The sequence below is a fragment of the Mycolicibacterium vinylchloridicum genome (assembly GCF_013404075.1).
In the GTDB taxonomy this organism is placed as follows: domain Bacteria; phylum Actinomycetota; class Actinomycetes; order Mycobacteriales; family Mycobacteriaceae; genus Mycobacterium; species Mycobacterium vinylchloridicum.
Genome location: NZ_JACBJQ010000049.1, coordinates 18,596 through 37,201, shown reverse-complemented (window position 1 = coordinate 37,201; position 18,606 = coordinate 18,596). Strand labels below are relative to the sequence as shown.

At 67.1% G+C, this 18,606-nt stretch carries 13 protein-coding genes; 9 read left to right on the top strand and 4 right to left on the bottom strand.

Annotated elements, in window-relative coordinates; all coding sequences use genetic code 11:
• The first annotated feature begins 127 nt into the window (after nt 1-127).
• From HPC46_RS27380 to ribD, 5 genes are read left to right on the top strand one after another with little or no spacing between them, the layout of a single operon-like run.
• Nucleotides 128-664, top strand: coding sequence for a LemA family protein (locus tag HPC46_RS27380; protein ID WP_179475329.1), 537 nt, complete (start codon nt 128-130; stop codon nt 662-664).
• Between the two features lie 4 nt (nt 665-668).
• Nucleotides 669-1,598, top strand: coding sequence for a methionyl-tRNA formyltransferase (gene fmt, locus HPC46_RS27375; RefSeq protein WP_179475328.1), 930 nt, complete (start codon nt 669-671; stop codon nt 1,596-1,598).
• Nucleotides 1,595-3,064 carry an RsmB/NOP family class I SAM-dependent RNA methyltransferase gene (locus HPC46_RS27370; RefSeq protein ID WP_179475327.1) on the top strand — a complete coding sequence of 490 codons (1,470 nt, stop codon included), beginning with the start codon at nt 1,595-1,597 and terminating at the stop codon, nt 3,062-3,064. Before fmt ends, HPC46_RS27370 begins: the two co-directional genes overlap by 4 nt.
• Nucleotides 3,065-3,069: 5 nt before the next feature.
• A complete protein-coding gene (gene rpe, locus HPC46_RS27365) occupies nt 3,070-3,744 on the top strand; it encodes a ribulose-phosphate 3-epimerase (RefSeq protein ID WP_179475326.1) in 675 nt (224 codons plus the stop codon).
• Nucleotides 3,741-4,745 carry a bifunctional diaminohydroxyphosphoribosylaminopyrimidine deaminase/5-amino-6-(5-phosphoribosylamino)uracil reductase RibD gene (ribD, locus tag HPC46_RS27360; protein ID WP_179475325.1) on the top strand — a complete coding sequence of 335 codons (1,005 nt, stop codon included), beginning with the start codon at nt 3,741-3,743 and terminating at the stop codon, nt 4,743-4,745. The genes rpe and ribD overlap by 4 nt, the downstream gene beginning before the upstream one ends.
• Here the strand turns inward: ribD and HPC46_RS27355 are convergent.
• Entirely contained in the window at nt 4,742-5,296 is a 555-nt protein-coding gene (locus HPC46_RS27355) for a type 1 glutamine amidotransferase domain-containing protein (RefSeq protein ID WP_179475324.1), read from the bottom strand. The two genes, ribD and HPC46_RS27355, sit on opposite strands and share 4 nt — an antisense overlap.
• Before the next feature lie 59 nt (nt 5,297-5,355).
• On the opposite strand from HPC46_RS27355, the gene lysA reads away from it, so the two are divergent.
• Complete coding sequence (lysA, locus tag HPC46_RS27350) at nt 5,356-6,609, top strand: diaminopimelate decarboxylase (RefSeq protein WP_179475323.1); 1,254 nt, start codon at nt 5,356-5,358, stop codon at nt 6,607-6,609.
• Here lysA and HPC46_RS27345 read toward each other — a convergent pair.
• The gene (locus tag HPC46_RS27345; RefSeq protein WP_179475322.1) at nt 6,606-8,165 is read right to left on the bottom strand and encodes an MFS transporter; all 1,560 of its coding nucleotides are present in this window, start codon (nt 8,163-8,165) and stop codon (nt 6,606-6,608) included. The genes lysA and HPC46_RS27345 overlap by 4 nt on opposite strands.
• A gap of 11 nt (nt 8,166-8,176) precedes the next feature.
• Nucleotides 8,177-8,878: an LppX_LprAFG lipoprotein gene (locus tag HPC46_RS27340; RefSeq protein WP_179475321.1), complete on the bottom strand. Its 702-nt coding sequence runs from the start codon at nt 8,876-8,878 to the stop codon at nt 8,177-8,179.
• 130 nt (nt 8,879-9,008) lie between these two features.
• On the opposite strand from HPC46_RS27340, the gene HPC46_RS27335 reads away from it, so the two are divergent.
• Nucleotides 9,009-9,608, top strand: coding sequence for a riboflavin synthase (locus tag HPC46_RS27335; RefSeq protein ID WP_179475320.1), 600 nt, complete (start codon nt 9,009-9,011; stop codon nt 9,606-9,608).
• 315 nt (nt 9,609-9,923) lie between these two features.
• A complete protein-coding gene (locus HPC46_RS27330) occupies nt 9,924-14,273 on the top strand; it encodes a beta strand repeat-containing protein (RefSeq protein ID WP_179475319.1) in 4,350 nt (1,449 codons plus the stop codon).
• A 431-nt stretch (nt 14,274-14,704) separates the two neighbouring features.
• On the opposite strand, the gene HPC46_RS27325 is transcribed toward HPC46_RS27330, so the two are convergent.
• Nucleotides 14,705-15,205 carry a hypothetical protein gene (locus HPC46_RS27325; RefSeq protein WP_179475318.1) on the bottom strand — a complete coding sequence of 167 codons (501 nt, stop codon included), beginning with the start codon at nt 15,203-15,205 and terminating at the stop codon, nt 14,705-14,707.
• Between HPC46_RS27325 and HPC46_RS27320 the strand changes: the two genes are divergently transcribed.
• The gene (locus tag HPC46_RS27320; RefSeq protein WP_179475317.1) at nt 15,189-18,440 is read left to right on the top strand and encodes a beta strand repeat-containing protein; all 3,252 of its coding nucleotides are present in this window, start codon (nt 15,189-15,191) and stop codon (nt 18,438-18,440) included. The two genes, HPC46_RS27325 and HPC46_RS27320, sit on opposite strands and share 17 nt — an antisense overlap.
• Nucleotides 18,441-18,606: the final 166 nt, after the last annotated feature.

The window sequence follows — 18,606 nt, the reverse complement described above, 5'->3', positions numbered from 1 at the left end:
AGGTCAGTGGTAGTAGATGTGCATAGGGTATTGTTTTTTTTGTCATAGAACGGCTGGCAACTGGAACTGACCAAGGGGGATCGGCGGCAACGGCAAATGGGTATAAGGGACAGGGAGGAGGCGGGTCATGGTGAGCTTCGTGCTGATCGTCGTGCTGGTGCTCGCGGTCTTGGTGCTGATCGGCTTCGTCCTGGGCTACAACAAGGTTCGGGCCGCCGACGTCCGGGTCGACGAGGCGCTCGGCGGGATCGACGTGCAGCTCACCCGGCGGGCCGCGCTGATCCCCGGACTGGTGCACACCGTGCAGACGTTCGCCGCTCATGAGAGAGCGATCCTGGACCACATCGCCGACGCCCAGACCGCACTGACCGCTGCGACCGCGGGAAAGTCTGTGGCACAACGTACTTCGGCGGAAAAAGAGTTCGATTCCGCCGTCGGTCAGGTACTTGCGCTGGGGCAGAGTTACCCGCAGCTGAGCTCGTCGAACAACTTCTTGAACCTGCAGCAGAATCTGGCCGACACCGAGGACAAGCTGGCCTTCGCCCGGCAGTACTACAACGACGCCGTCGCCACGGTGAACCGGCTGACCACCACGATTCCGACGATGTTCGTCGCGCCAATGGCCGGGGTGTCGCAGCGTGAGTTCTACCAGGTGCCAAAGTAGAAGTATGCGAATCGTTTTCGCCGGCACACCCGAACCGGCACTCCCGTCGCTGCAGCGGCTGATCGACTCACCGCGCCACGACGTGATAGCGGTGCTCACCCGCCCGGACGCCGCTGCCGGACGCCGCGGTAAACCCGCGCCGTCGCCGGTGGCGCGACTGGCGCAGGAGGCGGGCATCGCAGTTCTGCGCCCGGCGAAGCCCAACTCGCCGGAGTTCATCGCCGAGCTGACCGAACTGGCGCCGGAGTGCTGCGCGGTGGTGGCCTACGGCGCACTGTTGAGTGAAGCGCTGCTCGCGGTTCCGGTGCACGGTTGGATCAACCTGCACTTCTCGCTGCTGCCTGCGTGGCGGGGTGCGGCGCCGGTACAGGCAGCGGTCGCTGCGGGCGATACCGTCACGGGCGCAACGACTTTCCTGATCGAACCCAGCCTGGATTCGGGGCCGGTCTACGGCGTGGTCACCGAGACCGTGCGGCCCGCCGACACCGCGGGCGACCTGCTCGACCGGCTGGCGGTCTCGGGGGCGGGCCTGCTCGAGGCGACGTTGGACGGGATCGCCGACGCGACACTGACCCCGGTGCCGCAGCCTGCCGACGGCGTCAGCGTGGCCCCGAAGATCACCGTCGAGCAGGCGCGGATCTCCTGGGAGCGCCCGGCGCACGTGGTCGATCGACGGATTCGCGCGGTGACCCCCAATCCCGGTGCCTGGACGATGATCGGCGACCTGCGGGTCAAAGTCGGCCCGGTCAGCGTCGACGAGGCAGCGGCGCCGCTGGCGCCGGGGGAGATCACCGTTGACCGATCCGGGGTGAGGGTCGGCACCGCGTCGCAGCCGGTGCTTCTCGGCCAGGTGCAGCCGCCGGGCAAGAAGCTGATGAACGCCGCCGACTGGGCCCGGGGTGCCAGGCTCGACGAGGGAGTGCGGGCCTCATGAGTGAGCGTCCCAAGCGCGGCAAGAACTTTCAGCAATCCGGTCAGCGGCGCGATCGCACCGGCGCGCCGCCGGGGCGTGATCGCACGCAGCAGCGTCCGCCTCGGCGCCCGCAGCGCACCCCGCTGGATCCGGCGCGCCAGGCCGCCTTCGACGTGCTGCGCGCGGTGTCCGAACGCGACGCGTACGCGAACCTGGTCCTGCCCGCGATGCTGGCCGAACGCGGGATCCACGGCCGCGACGCGGCGTTCGCCACTGAACTGGCCTACGGCAGCTGCCGCACGCTGGGGCTGCTCGACGCCGTCATCGCCGCCGCGGCCGGGCGCCCGGTGGAACAGATCGACCCGGTGCTGCTGGACCTGCTGCGCCTCGGCAGCTATCAGCTGTTGCGCACCAACGTCGCCCAGCACGCCGCAGTGTCGACCACCGTCGAGCAGGCCGGCATCGAATTCGACAGTGTGCGAGCGGGTTTCGTGAACGGCGTGCTGCGCACGATCTCGGGCCGCGACGAGGCGGCGTGGGTCGCCGAGCTGGCACCTTCGAAGGGCGCCGACCCGGTAGGCCATCTGGCATTCGTGCACGCCCATCCGCGCTGGATCGCCCAGTCGTTCGCCGACGCGCTGGGCGCCGACGCGGGGGAGCTCGACGCCGCCCTGGCCGCCGACAACGGCCGTCCCGGCGTGCACCTCGCCGCGCGCCCCGGTGTGCTGACCGCGCAGGAGCTGGCCGCCGCGGTGGACGGGACGGTGGGCCGGTACTCGCCGTATGCCGTCTACCTGGGCGGCGGTGATCCGGGCCGGCTGGCCGCGGTCCGTGACGGCGCGGCGCTGGTGCAGGACGAGGGCAGCCAGCTCGTGGCGCAGGCGCTGACGCTGGCCCCGCTGGTGGGTGAGGACGGCGGACGCTGGCTGGACCTGTGCTCGGGCCCGGGCGGCAAGACAGCGCTGATCGCCGCGATCGCCGTCCAACACGGCGGCGCCGTGACCGCGATCGAGCCCGCGCCGCGCCGCGCCGACCTTGTCGAGCAGAACACCCGCGGCCTGCCGGTCGAGGTGCTGCGGGTCGACGGCCGCGAATCCGGGCTGGCGCCGGGCAGTTTCGACCGGGTGCTGGTCGACGCACCGTGCACCGGGCTGGGGGCGCTGCGGCGCAGGCCGGAGGCTCGTTGGCGGCGCACCCCGGCCGATGTCCCGGTGCTCGCCAAGCTGCAGCGCGAGCTGCTGGCCGCCGCGATAGCGCTGACCCGCCCCGGCGGGGTGATTCTCTACGCCACCTGTTCGCCGCACCTGGCCGAGACCGTCGGGGTGGTGTCTGACGCCCTGCGCCGTCATCCGGTAACGGCGCTGGACACCCGGGGGCTGTTCGGCCCTGCCGACCGGCTCGGCGACGGTCCGCACGTGCAGCTCTGGCCGCACCGCCACGGCACCGACGCGATGTTCGCGGCCGCCCTGCAGAAGGACCTAGGGTGACTGGCATGCGACCACTGATCGCGCCGTCGATCCTGTCCGCCGACTTCGCCCGCCTCGCCGAGGAGGCCGCCGCCGTCGAAGGCGCCGACTGGCTGCACGTCGACGTGATGGACGGCCACTTCGTGCCCAACCTCACCCTCGGCCTGCCGGTGGTCGAGAGCCTGCTGGCGGCCTCGGACATCCCGATGGACTGCCACCTGATGATCGATGACCCGGACCGCTGGGCGCCCGGGTATGCCGAGGCCGGGGCCTACAACGTCACTTTCCACGCCGAGGCCACCGACAATCCCGTCGCGGTGGCCCGTGATATCCGCGCCGCCGGCGCCAAGGCGGGTCTGTCGGTCAAACCGGGCACCCCGCTGGAGCCCTACCTGGAGATCCTCCGCGACTTCGACACGCTACTGGTGATGTCGGTCGAACCGGGCTTCGGCGGCCAGAGCTTCATCGCCGAGGTGCTGTCCAAGGTCGCGACGGCCCGCCGGCTGGTCGATGCCGGTGAGCTGACGATCCTCGTCGAGATCGACGGCGGCATCAACGCCGACACCATCGAGCTGGCCGCCGAGGCCGGCGTGGACTGCTTCGTCGCGGGTTCGGCGGTCTACGGCGCCCAGGACCCCGGTGCCGCGGTTGAGGCACTGCGCCGCCAGGCGGCTGCCGCGTCGCAGCATCTGCGGATATGACCGCAGTCGAGGCCGCGATGCGGCTGGCCATCGCCCAGGCGCAACGGGTGAAAGGATCGACGTATCCGAATCCCCCTGTGGGAGCGGTCATTCTGAGTGTGGCGGGCGATGTCGTGGGTTCCGGTGGCACCCAGCCCGCAGGCGGTCCGCACGCCGAGGTGATGGCGCTGAGGGAGGCGGGGCCGCGGGCGACGGGCGGTACCGCTGTCGTCACCCTCGAACCGTGCAATCACCAGGGCCGCACCCCACCCTGCGTCGACGCGCTGATCGAGGCCGGCGTGGCCGCGGTGGTCTACGCCGTCACCGACCCGAATCCCGTTGCCGCCGGCGGCGCCGACCGATTGCGCGCTGCCGGAATCGCGATCACCGGCTCGGTGTGCGCCGACGAGGTCGCCGGCGGCCCGCTGCGGGAATGGCTGCACAAACAGCGCACCGGAAAGCCGCACGTCACCTGGAAGTTCGCCACCAGTGTCGACGGGCGCAGTGCAGCGGCGGACGGCTCCTCGCAATGGATCACCAGTGAGGCGGCACGCGCCGACCTTCATGTGCGCCGCGCCGCGTGCGACGCGATCGTGGTCGGCACCGGCACGGTCGACATCGACGACCCGACGCTGACCGCGCGGCTGCCCGGCGGCGGACTGGCGCAGCGCCAGCCGCTTCGCGTGGTCGTCGGCAAGCGCGAGATCTCTCCGGAAGCCAATGTGCTGAATGATGATTCGCGCACGATGCTGATCCGGACCCACGATCCGCACGAGGTCATCCAGGCGTTGTCGGATCGCACCGATGTGCTCATCGAGGGCGGCCCGACGCTGGCCGGCGCGTTCTTGCGGGCCGGGGCGATCGACCGGATCCTGGCCTACGTCGGCCCGATCCTTCTGGGTGGGCCGATCACCGCCGTCGACGACGTGGGCGTGCCCAGCATCGCGCGGGCGCTGCGGTGGCAGTACGACGGCGTCGACCGGATCGGGCCCGATCTGCTGCTGAGCCTGGTGCCGGGCTAACCCGCGAAGGCTGTCACGAGCTCCGAGCAGAAGGCCGGCAGGTCGTCGGGCTTGCGGCTGGACACCAGCGTGTTGGGTCCGCCGGTGCACACCACGACCTGCTCGTCGACCCACTCGGCGCCGGCGTTGCGCAGGTCGGTCGCTACGCTGGGCCACGACGTGATCCGGCGGCCCTCGACCACGTCGGCCTCGATCAGCGTCCACGGTCCGTGGCAGATGACGGCCACCGGCTTGCCTGCGTCGAAGAAACTCTTGGCCAGGCCGACCGCGGCCGGTTGGGTGCGCAGGAAGTCCGGGTTGGCCACCCCGCCGGGCAGCACCAGCCCGTCGTAGTCGGCCGCCGTCACGGAGTCTGCGGATGTGTCGGCGTCGAAGGTGTCGGCAGGGGTGAGGTGGTTGAACGCCTGGATCTTGCCGACCTCGGTCGACACCAGTTCCGGAGTGCCACCGGCCTGTTCGACGGCCTCCCACGGCGTGGTCAGTTCGACCTGCTCGGTGCCTTCGGGGGCGACCAGGAATGCGATTCGCTTGCCGGAAAGTTCGTTGCTCATGGCGTCCGCATACCCGCCGACCGCAGGTTAATACCCTCGGCGTGGAGCAGGATGGGGTGATGAGCGATTCCCAAGTGCTCGGCCTGTTCCCGCCCGGTTCGGTGCTCGACGACGGCGTCCTGACCGTCGGCGGTTGCCGGCTCGATGACCTCGCCACGGAGTTCGGCACTCCGGTCATGGTGGTCGCCGAGGACGCGGTGCGGCAGCGGGCCAGGGACTATCTGGCGGCGTTCCGCGGCCGCTGGGCCCGAGCAGATGTGGCGTTTGCATCAAAGGCGTTCCCGTGTACGGCAATTCAGCGGCTGATGAGCGAGGAGGGGTTGCTGCTCGACGTCGCAGGTGGCGGCGAGATCGTCACAGCGCTGGCCGCGGGCGCCGACCCGGCCCGGATGTTGTTGCACGGTAACGCCAAGACCGACGAGGAACTCGAACTGGCCGTCGCCAAGGGCGTCGGGCTGGTGGTCGTCGACAATTTCGACGACATCGACCGGCTGGAGCGCATCGTCGAGCCGGGCCGACGGCAGGCCTGCCTGGTGCGGGTGGTGCCCGGCATCGAGGCGGACACGCACGCCGCGGTCGCCACCGGGCATGACGGATCGAAGTTCGGGCTGCTGCCCGAGGACGCGCACGTGGCGATCGAGCGGATCCGCCGCAGCAGGGTGCTGCGCTGCGATGGCGTGCACACCCACGTCGGCTCCCAGCTGCTCGATGCCGAGCAGCTGGCCGCCGCCGTCGCTCCGGTCGCCGAACTCGGCAGCTTCGACGTTTACGACTTCGGCGGCGGGCTCGGCGTCCGCTACACCTACGCCGACCACCCGACCTCGCTGGACGTCTACGCCCAGACCATGATCGACAAGGCCCGTGGGCTGGTTCCCGCCGAGGCCCGCATCATCGTCGAGCCGGGCCGCTCGATGACCGCGACCGCGGCGTGCACGGTCTACCGGGTCATCACCGTCAAACGGGGCAAGCTCACCCACGTCGCGGTCGACGGCGGAATGGGGGACAACCTGGAAGTGTCGCTGTACGGGCAGCGCTTCGAGGCCGCGCTCGTCGACCGGCTGGATGGCGGCGAGACCGTCACCGTGGTGGGCCGCCACTGTGAGTCCGGCGATCAGCTGATCGACGGTGTGCCCCTTGACAATCCGGTGGTCGGCGACCTGTTGGCGGTGCCGGTCACCGGGGCGTACTGCTACACGATGTCCAACCAGTACAACGGCGCGCGCCGGATCCCGGTGGTGTTCGCGTCTCGCGGCGACGCGCGGCTGGTCGTGCGCCGGGACACCTGGGCGGACCTGCTGGCCCGCGACGTCTAGGTGGCGAGCGTCTTCTCGACTTCCGTCTCGTCGGCGTGGGCCTGCTTGCCGCCGATGAACAGCGCCAGTCCGGCACCGACCAGACACACGATCACGGTGATGAAGAAGATCGACCCGTACTGCATGGCGAACGCGGTGCGGTAGCGCATGGCCTCGCCGGCGAGCTTGGCGGCCAAGGTGTTGCCGCCCGGGCTGGGCAGGGTGGCCAGGATCTGGTTGAACCGATACAGGCCCCACGCGCTCAGCGCGGCCACGCCGATCAGCATGCCGGTCATCCGGGCCACGACGACCAGTGACGACGCGATACCGTGCTGCGCCGCGGGCACCACGCGAAGCGCGGCCGAGGTGAGCGGGCCGATCACCAGTCCGAGCCCGAGACCGGCCAGCGCCAGGTCGGTGTCGATCACCGGCAGCGAGATGAAGCCCAGATCGTGGCGGGCGCTGGCCACGTTGATACCCCAGTCGGACACCAGCCAATACGCCCCGGCCGAAATCAGCATGCCGACCACGGCGACAATCCGGTCGCCGATTCTGGTGGCGATCCAGCCGCCGACGAGAGCGCCGATCGGGAGCGCGATCAGGAAGTGCAGCAACAGGAATGCGGCTTGCGTCTGGTCCTTGCCCAGTACGCCCTGGCCGAACAGTTCGACGTTGACCAGGGTGACCATCAGCGCCGCGCCCGCGCACAGCGAGGTGCCCAGCGAGGCCAGGAACGGGACGAACCGGACACCCGCCGGTTCGATCAGCCGGGTGCGGGCGAAGCGCTCCCACACTCCGAAGGCGATCGCCGCGACGACCGCGCCGCCGACCAACAGCAGGCCGTGCGGCGGTAGCAGCTGCTTGCCGTCCGGTGCCGGGTTGTACAGGCCGATCACGACCAGGCCCAATGCGATCGCAAGCAGGATGCCGCCGACCAGGTCCACCTTTTCCGGGTTCGCGGACTTGTCGTGCGAGGGCAGGCTGAAGTGGATCATGATCATCGCGATCACGGTGAGCGGCACGTTGATCCAGAACACGTCCTGCCACTTGCCCAGCAGCAGCACCACACCGATGCCGTAGAGCGGGCCGAGCACGCTGCCCAGCTCCTGGGCGGCGCCGATGCCGCCGAGCACGGCAGCGCGGCTGCGGGCGGCCCATAGGTCGGCGGCCAGCGCCAACGTGACGGGCAGCAAGGCACCGGCGGCGATGCCCTGGATGAGCCGCCCGATCACCAGCATGGTCAGGTCCGTGGACAGTGCCGTCACCACCGAGCCCGCCGCGAAGGTGACCAGGGACAGTTGCAGCATCAGCTTGCGTCCAAAGCGGTCGGACAGCCGGCCCAGCAGCGGCATGGCCGCGATGTAGCCCAGCATGTACCAGGTGATGATCGGGGTGACCTGCTGCAGCTTGTTCACCGGGATGCCGACCGTCGACATGATGTCGACCATGATCGTGACGACCACGTAGGTGTCGAGTGCGCCGAGCAATACGGCCAGGCTGCCCGCGCTGATCACGATCCGGCGGCTGCGGCCGGATGTCTGTGCCCGGTGGGCGGCGGTGTCTACGGACTCAGCCATGTGCGGCGCCGTCAGACGGCGGGCTTGGTGACGGTGACCGGCTTGTCCCACTCCGACAGGTCCAGCTGCACGCCGCTGCCGTTGCCGGTATCGACCTTGGCCTGCACCAGCTGATGGGGGTCGCTCTTCTGGATCCAGATCGTCCCCGGCAGCGGCGTGGTCGACTGGATCTGAGGGATCAGTTTGGTGACCGCGTCACCGCTGACCTTGCCGGAAATCCGGATGGCGTCCACACCGTTGATGGACTCGCTGGCCTCCGACTTGGCGTCGGTGATGCTGGCGAGCAGGTTGGCCAGGCCGTTGTCGGGATTGAGGATCACCGACGGGTCGTAGATGTCCTTCGCCGGGCCCATGTCCAGCCAGTTGTTGGGGGTCAGCGCGGCGTAGAGGGTGCCATCGACCACGACCAACTGAATGTCGGCATCCGAGCCGCCCATGGAGATTGTCGAGCTGCCCGAGATCGCGACCGCAGGCACATTGGTCAGGTCTCCGGAGAGCTTCTTGATGGGGAGCCCATCGATCTTGCCGCTGACGGTGATGTCCAGGTGGGCGCTCTTGAGGCCCTTGGTGACCGCGATGGACTGTTGCAGCAGTCCGGCGGCGTCCGGGAGCGGCTCGGAGGGCGTCGACGACGACGAGCAGCCCGCGACGAACAGGGCTGCGGTGGCGAAGAGGGCGACAAGGACGGCAAACATTCGGCGGCACGTCGGCATAGGTGCATCGTAGAGGGTCGGCCCGACCCGGAGTGATCGCCCAGGCCGCCGCCACCCGGCGTTATGCGGGATGACCTGCGATTTTAGTATGGCTAAGCGAGTGTCGCCGGGGCCGGACTAGATTAGGCCCGTGTTCACTGGAATCGTCGAGGAGCTGGGCGAGGTGGTCGGTAAGGATGAGCTGGCCGACTCGGCTCGATTCGTCATCCGCGGGCCCGTCGTCACCGCCGACGCCCGCCACGGCGACTCGATCGCGGTCAACGGCGTCTGTCTGACCGTGGTCGACGTGCTGCCCGACGGCCGGTTCAGTGCCGATGTGATGGCCGAGACGCTCAACCGGTCCAGTCTGGCCGCCGTCGATGTCGGCAGTGCCGTGAACCTCGAGCGCGCGGCGGCGGTCAACAGCCGCCTCGGCGGCCACATCGTCCAGGGGCACGTCGACGGCACCGGGCGAGTGGTATCCCGCGCACCTTCCGAGCACTGGGAGGTCGTGCGGATCGCGCTGCCGCCCGAACTGTCGCGGTACGTGGTCGAGAAGGGCTCCATCACCGTCGACGGCATTTCGCTGACCGTCTCCGGGCTGGGTGACGACTGGTTCGAGGTCTCGTTGATTCCGACGACGCTGGCGCTCACGACACTGGGTCGCGCTCCGGTCGGCACTCCGGTGAATCTCGAAGTGGATGTCATCGCCAAATACGTTGAGCGGCTGCTCAGCGATCGCGGTCGGTAATGCTGGCAAACCACTGATCGACCAATCAGTACCAAGCTTTGCTGGTTTGTCGCACCTTGCGCCGATAAATGAAGCTATGCCCACCGGTTCTTTGCAGTTAACTCTGGCAAATGCCCTGTTCAAGCGATCAGTCCCGGTCGATGTCGTAATTGTCCTTGGCGAAAGCTGAGGACCGTGTTACGTTGCCGAACGTACGTAAGGTGCGCCTCTCCCAAGCAATGTGTGTGAGTCGTGTCGCAGAGTTCCCCGCTGGCCCGAACAGGGCCGCGCCGGGTGACTGTGTTGGCGTGAAGACACTGGGGTGAAGGAGGTGAGATGGCTGCGGCTGGTCGGCGCAAACCGCGTCGCACTAACGGCCGCCACCGCAAGCCCTCGGCCTTCGAGTCATCGAACTGCGCTCAGTGGTTGCGCGTCGGCACGGTCGGTGTTGGGCTGGGCGCGGCGATCGTCGGCAGCCAGGCCATGGCGTCGGCCGCTCCCGATGACCCGTCCCATTCGGCCAATCCGGGTGCGGGCACGGGCGTCGCGAAGTCCGACCGCAGTTCGTCGAACGCCACGGCTGGGCCTCGCGGTCCCGCGGCACGCGCGGGTCAGTCGGAATCTTCGAAGCGCAATACCGACGGCGTTACCCGGTCCTCGACGACCAGTTCGCACAAGTCCGCCACCCCGGCGACCCCCGGCAAGAGGTCGGCCGCGGGTGTCGCGCCTGACGATCGGTTGCTGACAGCTGGAGCCGAGCCGGTCGTGAACTCGGTGAACCTGTCCGCGCCTTCTGCGCTACCAACGACCGCACCACACAGCACCACCGAAATCGGCACGGCGCCGACGAGTTACATCAGTGCCCTCAATGATGCGCTGGACGCCATGGGCCTTGGCGGACTGGGAAGCCCCGTTCGTGTGCCGACACTTCCCGGCGGTGCACCGGACGGGCTGTGGTTGGCCGCCGGCCGAAACAACGAAGTGCGCAACGGTCGACGATTGGCAACCACTCGCGCCGAATACCTGCCGGGAGCGCATCCGTGGGATGCGGTTCAGGCCGCATTCGCGAATGGCACCCATCTCTTCAGTGATCTCTCGGAGCTGGCGACGCGAGTCGTCCATCATGTCGGAGCCGGAATCGACCACGAGATCGCCAACGCGACAAGGGATTTCGAACGCGCGATCCGGTTGTCCGTCGCGCCGGTCGCCGCAAGCCTGCATGCTTTCTTTTCGCCCGAATCGGGGGCCGCTCCTACCGCGGCCGCGTCGGCCACCCCCACCGCCGCTGCGGTGCCGGCGGCGGGGACGGGGGCATGGTATTTCATCGGTACCTTGCAGCGGGCGGTCGACCGGCTCGCCGGCTGGCCGGGTCTGCCGCGCAACTTCGTCACGATCACCAATCATGTGACCGACCAGAGTCTTGACGCGCTCGATGATCAGCTCGACGCGTTGTTTGCCAATGCGAACATTGGCAGCCCGGCGCAGTGGCTACCCGGCTTCGTCGGAATCGTCAATCTCTTTGTCAAGTCGGCAATCCCGAGCTATACGATCAGTGACACCCTCAACGCCTGGGGTGACTTCCTCAACCGGATCGTGCCGCCGTTCAACATCTCACCGGGAGCGGACACCTTCGGCGTCATCACGCAGTACAAGATCATGGGCGCGGCAGTGGTCGGCACAGCAACGGTATTGACGGACATGCTCAATGGTGTGTATGACCCGGCCCAGTGGGAGATCGATGTCATCAAGGCGACTACCGGTGCCACGGTCACCAGGGCTGATCTGACGAACTCCACCAGTCTGGAAACCAAGATCGCCGCCGCGCAGGCTGCAGCCATATTGACATTCGGGCTCAGCGACGGTGGCGCGTACTACGACCCGACTCGGGCCTGGGACATCACGCTGCCGACCTGGACTGCGGCGCAGGTCAATCCGTTCACGGTCGTGACTTGCGTCGTGCTGGTTGCCATGTACAAGCGGTTCCAGGAAGTGGCCGTTCTGACCACGTTCACGACGAGCACGACCTACGACAGTTGGCTCTACACACTGAGTTTGGGCGGTGACAGCACTCGCTCCGAATATGCGGCGGGCACGTTCCACGCGGTGGATCCCGACGGCAGATCGGTGGACTTCGGGACGTCGCTACTCGGAACGTACACCTCGGCGGGCGGCGGGCTGGTCACGATCAACACCAGTGGTGGGGGATTCACCTACACCAACACGTTGCCCGGCGCGGCGTTCTTCCACAGAGCCACGTCGGAAAACGAGGCCGACAGATACGACACCGTGAATATCCCGGTGACCTCGGCGGACGGTGTCGAGTACACGCTCACCTTCAAGATCCAGATCATCGACGGGTCGAACGCCAATCCCACATCGTCTCCCACGATGGGCGCCGCCGACGGGCTTGGCGTGGTGCGCGGCAGTGTCGGCGGCAGCGACTCCAACGGTGACACGTTGACGTACTCACTGGTCGGCTCGTCGGTCAACGGCCTGAACAACAACTCCGGCTACACCAAGAACGGCGCCGGCAACGGCGGCATCATCACGCTGAATCCGACCACCGGCGCCTTCACCTATGTTTCGTCGGCGACGGCCGGTGCTACGCAGAGCTTCCAGGTGCAGATGACCGACGGCCACGGCGGCACCACCATCGCCACGGTCACGGTGCCGAACACGACGTCGATCACTCCGGGCAATCTGAACACCTCGACGCCGTATGTCGTGACCGGTTCTGTGCCGGTTCCCAGCGGTGATGCCGGCCTCTTCACCAGTTATGCCCTGGGCGCCAGTCCGACGAAGGGCACGGTGACGTCCTTCAACCCCGTCACCGGCTCGTTCACCTACACCTCGAGCGTGGGCCGTACCACGGCGAACAGCGATGTGATCACCGTGATCGCCACCGACGCCAGTGGCCGCACGGTGACCCTGAAACTGGCCGTCACACCTGCGGTGGTCAACAGCGCGCCGGTGGGTACCGGTGTGACCACCGACTCGCCCGTCGGGGCGCCGACCTACAACGTGTGGGGCGGTCCGTCCGACGAGCAGAACACGACAGGCGCACTGCATTCGTCAGACGCCGACGGCGACCCGGTGACCTACACTGCCGGTACCTACACGACCGCGCAGGGCGGCACGGTGACGGTTACCGCGTCCGGGTCCTTCACCTATTCGCAGTCCAAATTCGCTCCGTTCGGAATCCACAGCAGCTACTGGCACGATCACGCTGTCGACGGTGACCCCGGGGATCTCTTCACCATCAACGTCACCGATGCCTTCGGCGCCACCACCGCGGTGACGTACGGGATCCCGATCGCGAAGCTCAACGCCGCGCCGACATTGGCGGGAACGTTCAACGGGACTCCGACCGTCGATGTGCTGGGCATCCGGCGCGGCAGCATCAACACCGGTTCGGATGATGACGGCGACAGCCTCACCTACAGTCTCGTCGGTGGCTCCGGGGGATCGGCCTATACCGCCAACGGCGGCATCGTCAAGCTGACCGGAACCTCATTCACCTACGTACCGAAGGTGGGGGTGACGTCGGACTCGTTCCAGGTGCAGGTGAACGACGGCCACGGCGGCGTCACGACGGCGACCTACAACCTTTCCGGGTTGACCACGCCGTCACCGGTGACGAGTGTCAACACCTCGACGGTGAATGTGGTTACCGGACAACTGAATACGACGGGGAACACCAGTGGGTGGACCTACAGCCTGGGTGCCGACGGGACCAAGGTCGGCACGCCGACCGTGGTGACCTCGACGGGTGCATTCACCTACACCCGCAACGCCGCCCTCGGGCACAGCACGTCCCCGACCGACACGTTCACCATCACGGCGACCGAGAACGCCACCGGGCGGTCAGTGATCATCGCGACCATCACCGTGACACCGACCGTCGCGAACAGCGCGCCGACCCTGACGGTCAACGGGGTGTCCGCTACCGGCAATTCCGCGACGACCGCCATGTCTGGGCCGGGGTCCTACAACACCGGCACGTTCACGCAGACGCTCACTGGAATCACGATCACGTATTCCGACTCCGATGGTGACGCGCTGTATGTGAACAACAAGTACGACGGCACCGGTTCGGCGGTCGCCCTGGCCCCGGGTGCCACCATCACCACGGCCAATGGCGGCACCGTGACCGTGAATGCCAATGGGACGCTGTCGTATTCGATCACCAAGGCCAACGTGTCGTACTACCACGAGGCGGCCAGGATCGGGGCTTCGGGGACCGCGGTGGCCGACTGGTTCAACGTCACGGTGACCGACGGGTTCGGCGGAACGAGCACGGTCAAGGTGACGGTGCCGGTCTGGGCGGTCAACAGCGCGCCAACGATCAGCGGCTACGGCGGCCCCACCTGCGCCTTCTACCTCTGCACGAGGGGCGGGATGACGGTCAGTGATACGGATGGCGACAGCATTCCCAACAACGCGATAACCCCCGGCGCCGGCGCCGGCTACACCCTCGCCGCCGGGTCTGTCACCGTATGGGGCTCTGGCGTGACCACCATCTCGTGGGCTGCCGGCGGCACCTTCGGTACCACGGCGACCGCCAATACCTTCACCGTCTACGACGGCTACTACACGGTCACCAACGGTGTGGCCAACGTCGGCACCCCGGCGAAGTTCTGGGTGCAATGGGCCGCCAATTCCGGCAACACGACCACCGGCAACTAGCGCGACGCCGTCATCGACCTTCGTCGCGGTGTTTCCACAGGTGACGCCGCTGGCTCGGTCGCGCCTGCCGTCAGCGGGACGCTTACTGTCCGGTCCGATCGCCGTTTACGTGCGTGAACATTTGCTGTGTATGCCGTGCTGTGCAACTACTCAGCACCCGTTTTCGACACGAATGTGGATATTTTTCGACAAAATCCCTGTTGGGCGCGTTTACGCGAAATTTGACTGAGACAAGCTTTGGCAAAACCCGGTAACTAGTGTTACGTTGCGGCTCGGTTCAAGTGACGTTCGTCTCCGTGCACCCGCGTGTGCGGTCTGCGTCACCCATCGGTCGCGTCGGGAGATTCGGTGAGTAACAAGCGGGTGGGTCGCCACCGGAAGCAGGCTGCCCGCCACCGCAAGCAGGCGGCGAACAACGGCAGGCGGGCCGCTCAGAACGGGATCGTCGCGGCCGCGGTCGGCCTGGGACTGGCGGTCGGTGTCGGACACGGCGTGGCCGCTGCCTCGACCGATGGCGGATCATCGGATTCTGGATCGGCATCGCATTCGGCGAGCAATGGCGGGAGCAATTCGAGCCAGGCCTCGGGCCCCAAGCGCACAAACGGATCCGCGGGGAGCGCGCGCACCCGCTCGACGGCCAAGGCCCCGGCTGTGGACTCCAACGGCGGGTCCTCGGTGACTGTGCGGTCGGTGGGCTCGGCCCGGATCCCCACCGCGACCGCCACGCCGTTGCCGACCGAATCATCCACCACCACAACAACTTCGACGGACACCACCACGACGACCGGTGTTAGCGATACGACTGATGATGTCGACTCGACCACCGACGGCACGTCGACGACCACCACGACCACCCCGATCCGGAAGTCGACGTCCGCCAGGTCGGCCGTTGCCCCGTCGGCCGCCGCATACTCGATGGACGGCGACCTCAACGCTGTTCAGGACGGCGCGGGTCCGATCACCACCCCGGCGCAGTACGACATCCAGACCACGCTCGATGCCTGGGCGGCGCAGCTCGACGCGCTGATGGCGGCCCCGCTCACTGCGGCCAACGGCTGGCTCAAGTTCCCGGTCACATTCTTGAACGGGTTCTTCAAGCCCTCGATCGTGGCCGACCGGCTCTCCTACGGGCTCAACGGCCTGGCGACCCTGTTGGACCAGTTCGTGCCACCGTTCAAGATGGTGGACGGCGCGCCCTCGACGATCACGCCGGCGTCGGTGACAGCCGCCGTCCTCGCGGGTGCCATCGTCCTGATGAACACGTCGCAGACTGTCGACATCAACCACTGGATCGCCGAGGCGGTGAGCCTCGCCGGCGCGTTGCAGGATATCGCAGCGAACCCCGTGATCAACGGGCTCACCGCGAATGACCTGGACGGCGTCATCGGAGCGGCGAGGTCGGCCTTCCTCGCCCCCGCGAGTGTTCTGGACATGACAATCGACATCGGCCCGTCGCCGAACCCGGTGTCGCTGGCCATGTATGTCGTCGTGGTCGCGATCTTCCGGCGCTTCGCCGACGTCGCAACCGATCACCAGCCCGTCGTGACCGACATGCAGCAGACCAGTCAGCACCTGCCGAACGGAAGCGGCACGACCGTCTCCGGATACGTGCAGTTCTACGACGCCGACGGCGACCCGATCACCTCATACGGTTTCACCGAGCCCAACGACAGCCGGTTCACCGTCACCGTGGTCGATGGCACCAACGGGCGGATGAACTGGACCGTGTGGGACTGGAATCCCTTGTCCAGCGACAAGTCTCCGAAGACATTGACGTTCACCATGACCGTGCTCGCCCAGGGCGACGGTCAGATCAGCGTGTCCAAGCCGTACATGCCGAACGGTAACGAGACGACGAAGACAGTCACCGTGACCGTCTACTACAACCAGGCCGTCGGGTCGCTGACCAATACAGTCGGCAGCACCTCGCCGATGGGTGTGGTTCGCGGCACCGTCTCGGCCCCGAACAACCCGGACAACCCGATGACCTATTCGCTGGTCGGCGCCAGCGGGGGATCGGCGTACACCGCCAACGGCGGCATCATCAAACTCAACCCGACCACCGGGGCCTACACCTACGTCCCGAACCGGTCGTCGAGTGCGACGACGGACTCGTTCCAGCTGACGAGCACCGACAGCTTCGGTCACACCTATACGACGACGGTGTCTGTGCCCGTGAGTTCGGCATCGCCCGTCACGACCACGAACCCGACGACGGGTACGGTCACCGGGAGCCTGAACAACGGCAGCGACACCGGGTTGTTGACCTACAGCATCGGAACCGCCCCCAACCCGTTGCGCGGCACCGTAATCCTGAATGCCAACGGCACCTTCACCTACACCCGCACGGCGGCCGGTCACACGCAGCCGACGCAGGACTCCTTCACGATCCTCGGAACCGACAGCAGCGGAAAAACGACGACCATCGCGGTGGTCAACGTCAACCCGACGGTGTCCAACAGCGCGCCGGTGGGTAACGGTGTGACGGTGGCCAGTTCGGCGCTGTCGCGCATCGTCGGTCCGTACGACCGGCAGGATACGTCCGGCACGCTGAAAGCGACTGACGCCGAAGGCGATCCGCTCACCTGGGCGGCCGGCACCTACAACACCGCTCAGGGCGGGACGATCACCGTCAACGCCAACGGCACGTTCACCTACACGAACCAGAAGTACGCGTGGTTCGGTGTGTCGGACAGCTACTGGCACGACCACGCCGCTGACGGCGACCCCGGTGACACGTTCACGATCGCGGTCAGTGACGCCTTCGGCGGCACGACCAACGTGACCTACGGCATTCCCATCGAAAAGCAAAACGCCGCACCGACTTTGAGCGGCGGTGTAAGCAGTTCTAGCACCAGCGGCCTCGGCGTCGTGCGCGGCACCATTTCGAACGGCTCCGACGACGACGGCGACGGTCTGACCTACACCCTGGTCGGTGCGACAGGTGGTTCGGTCTACGGTTCCAATGGCGGCATCATCACGATGAGCGGCACCTCGTTCACCTACATTCCCAAATCCGGGGTCACGTCGGACACTTTCCAGGTACAGGTGAACGACGGCCACGGTGGAACCAGCACGGCGACGGTCACCCTGAGCGGGCTGACGACACCGTCACCGCAGACGAACACGAACACGACGGCGGGTGTCACGACCGGCTCGCTCAACGTTCCGGCCGGCGATACCGGGCTGGGCCTGACCTACAGCCTGGGCGCCGGCCCCTCGAAGGGCAGCGTGATCGTCAACGCCAACGGCACCTACACCTACACCCGCACCGCGGGGCTGGGCCACAGCACGACTCCGAACGATTCGTTCACAATCAGGGCCACCGATGCCACCGGCAAGTCGGTGATCATCGCAACGATCAACGTGGCTCCGTCGGTGAGCAACAACGCACCAACGGTCACGGTCAACGGTACGTCCGCCACCGGCAATTCCGCGACGACTGCGATGACTGCGCCGGGGTCGTACAACACCGGCACGTTCACGCAGACACTCACTGGAATCACGATCACGTACTCCGACACCGACGGTGACACGCTGTACGTGAACAACAAGTACGACGGCACTGGCTCGGTGGTCGCGCTGGCCCCGGGCGCCACCATCACGACAGCCAACGGTGGCACCGTGACTGTGAATGCCAATGGGACGCTGTCGTATTCGATCACCAAGGCCAACGTGTCGTACTACCACGCCGCGGCCAGGATCGGAGCGTCCGGGACGACGACGGCGGACTGGTTCAACGTCACGGTGACCGACGGCTACGGCGGCACCAGCACGGTGAAGGTGACGGTGCCCGTCTGGGCGGTCAACAGCTCGCCGACGATGTCGACCAACAGCCCGGCGTGTGCGTTTGGCACGTGCACGGTGACTGCGACCATGGGCGATCCCGACGGTGACTCGCTCAGCGGGGCTCTGAACACGTCGAACGACGGCACGGGCAACCCGTGGTACACCCTCAGTAGGGGGTCCGTGACCATCAACTCGGGCAACCAGCACACCTTCAGTTGGACTGGCAACAGCAACGGCGCGGGTACACAGAACACCGGTATCCAGACCTATACCGTCTACGACGGTTACTACCGTGTCGTCAACGGTGTCATCGACAACACCTACCCGACCCGGGTGTGGAAGACGTGGAACAACACCAGCACGAGCACGGGTAATTAATTAGACCCCCGCCAGCTGGGGCGGCGTGGCATGGGCCGGTATCTCGGCCGTTCACCCCGCGTCCGTCTTGTCACGTACGTCACACCGCGGCGGCTGGCCTGCAGATATTCGCCGCTGAGCAGGACGGGCAATAGTCGTCGGCCTCGGGTGGTTCATACTGAGTGTC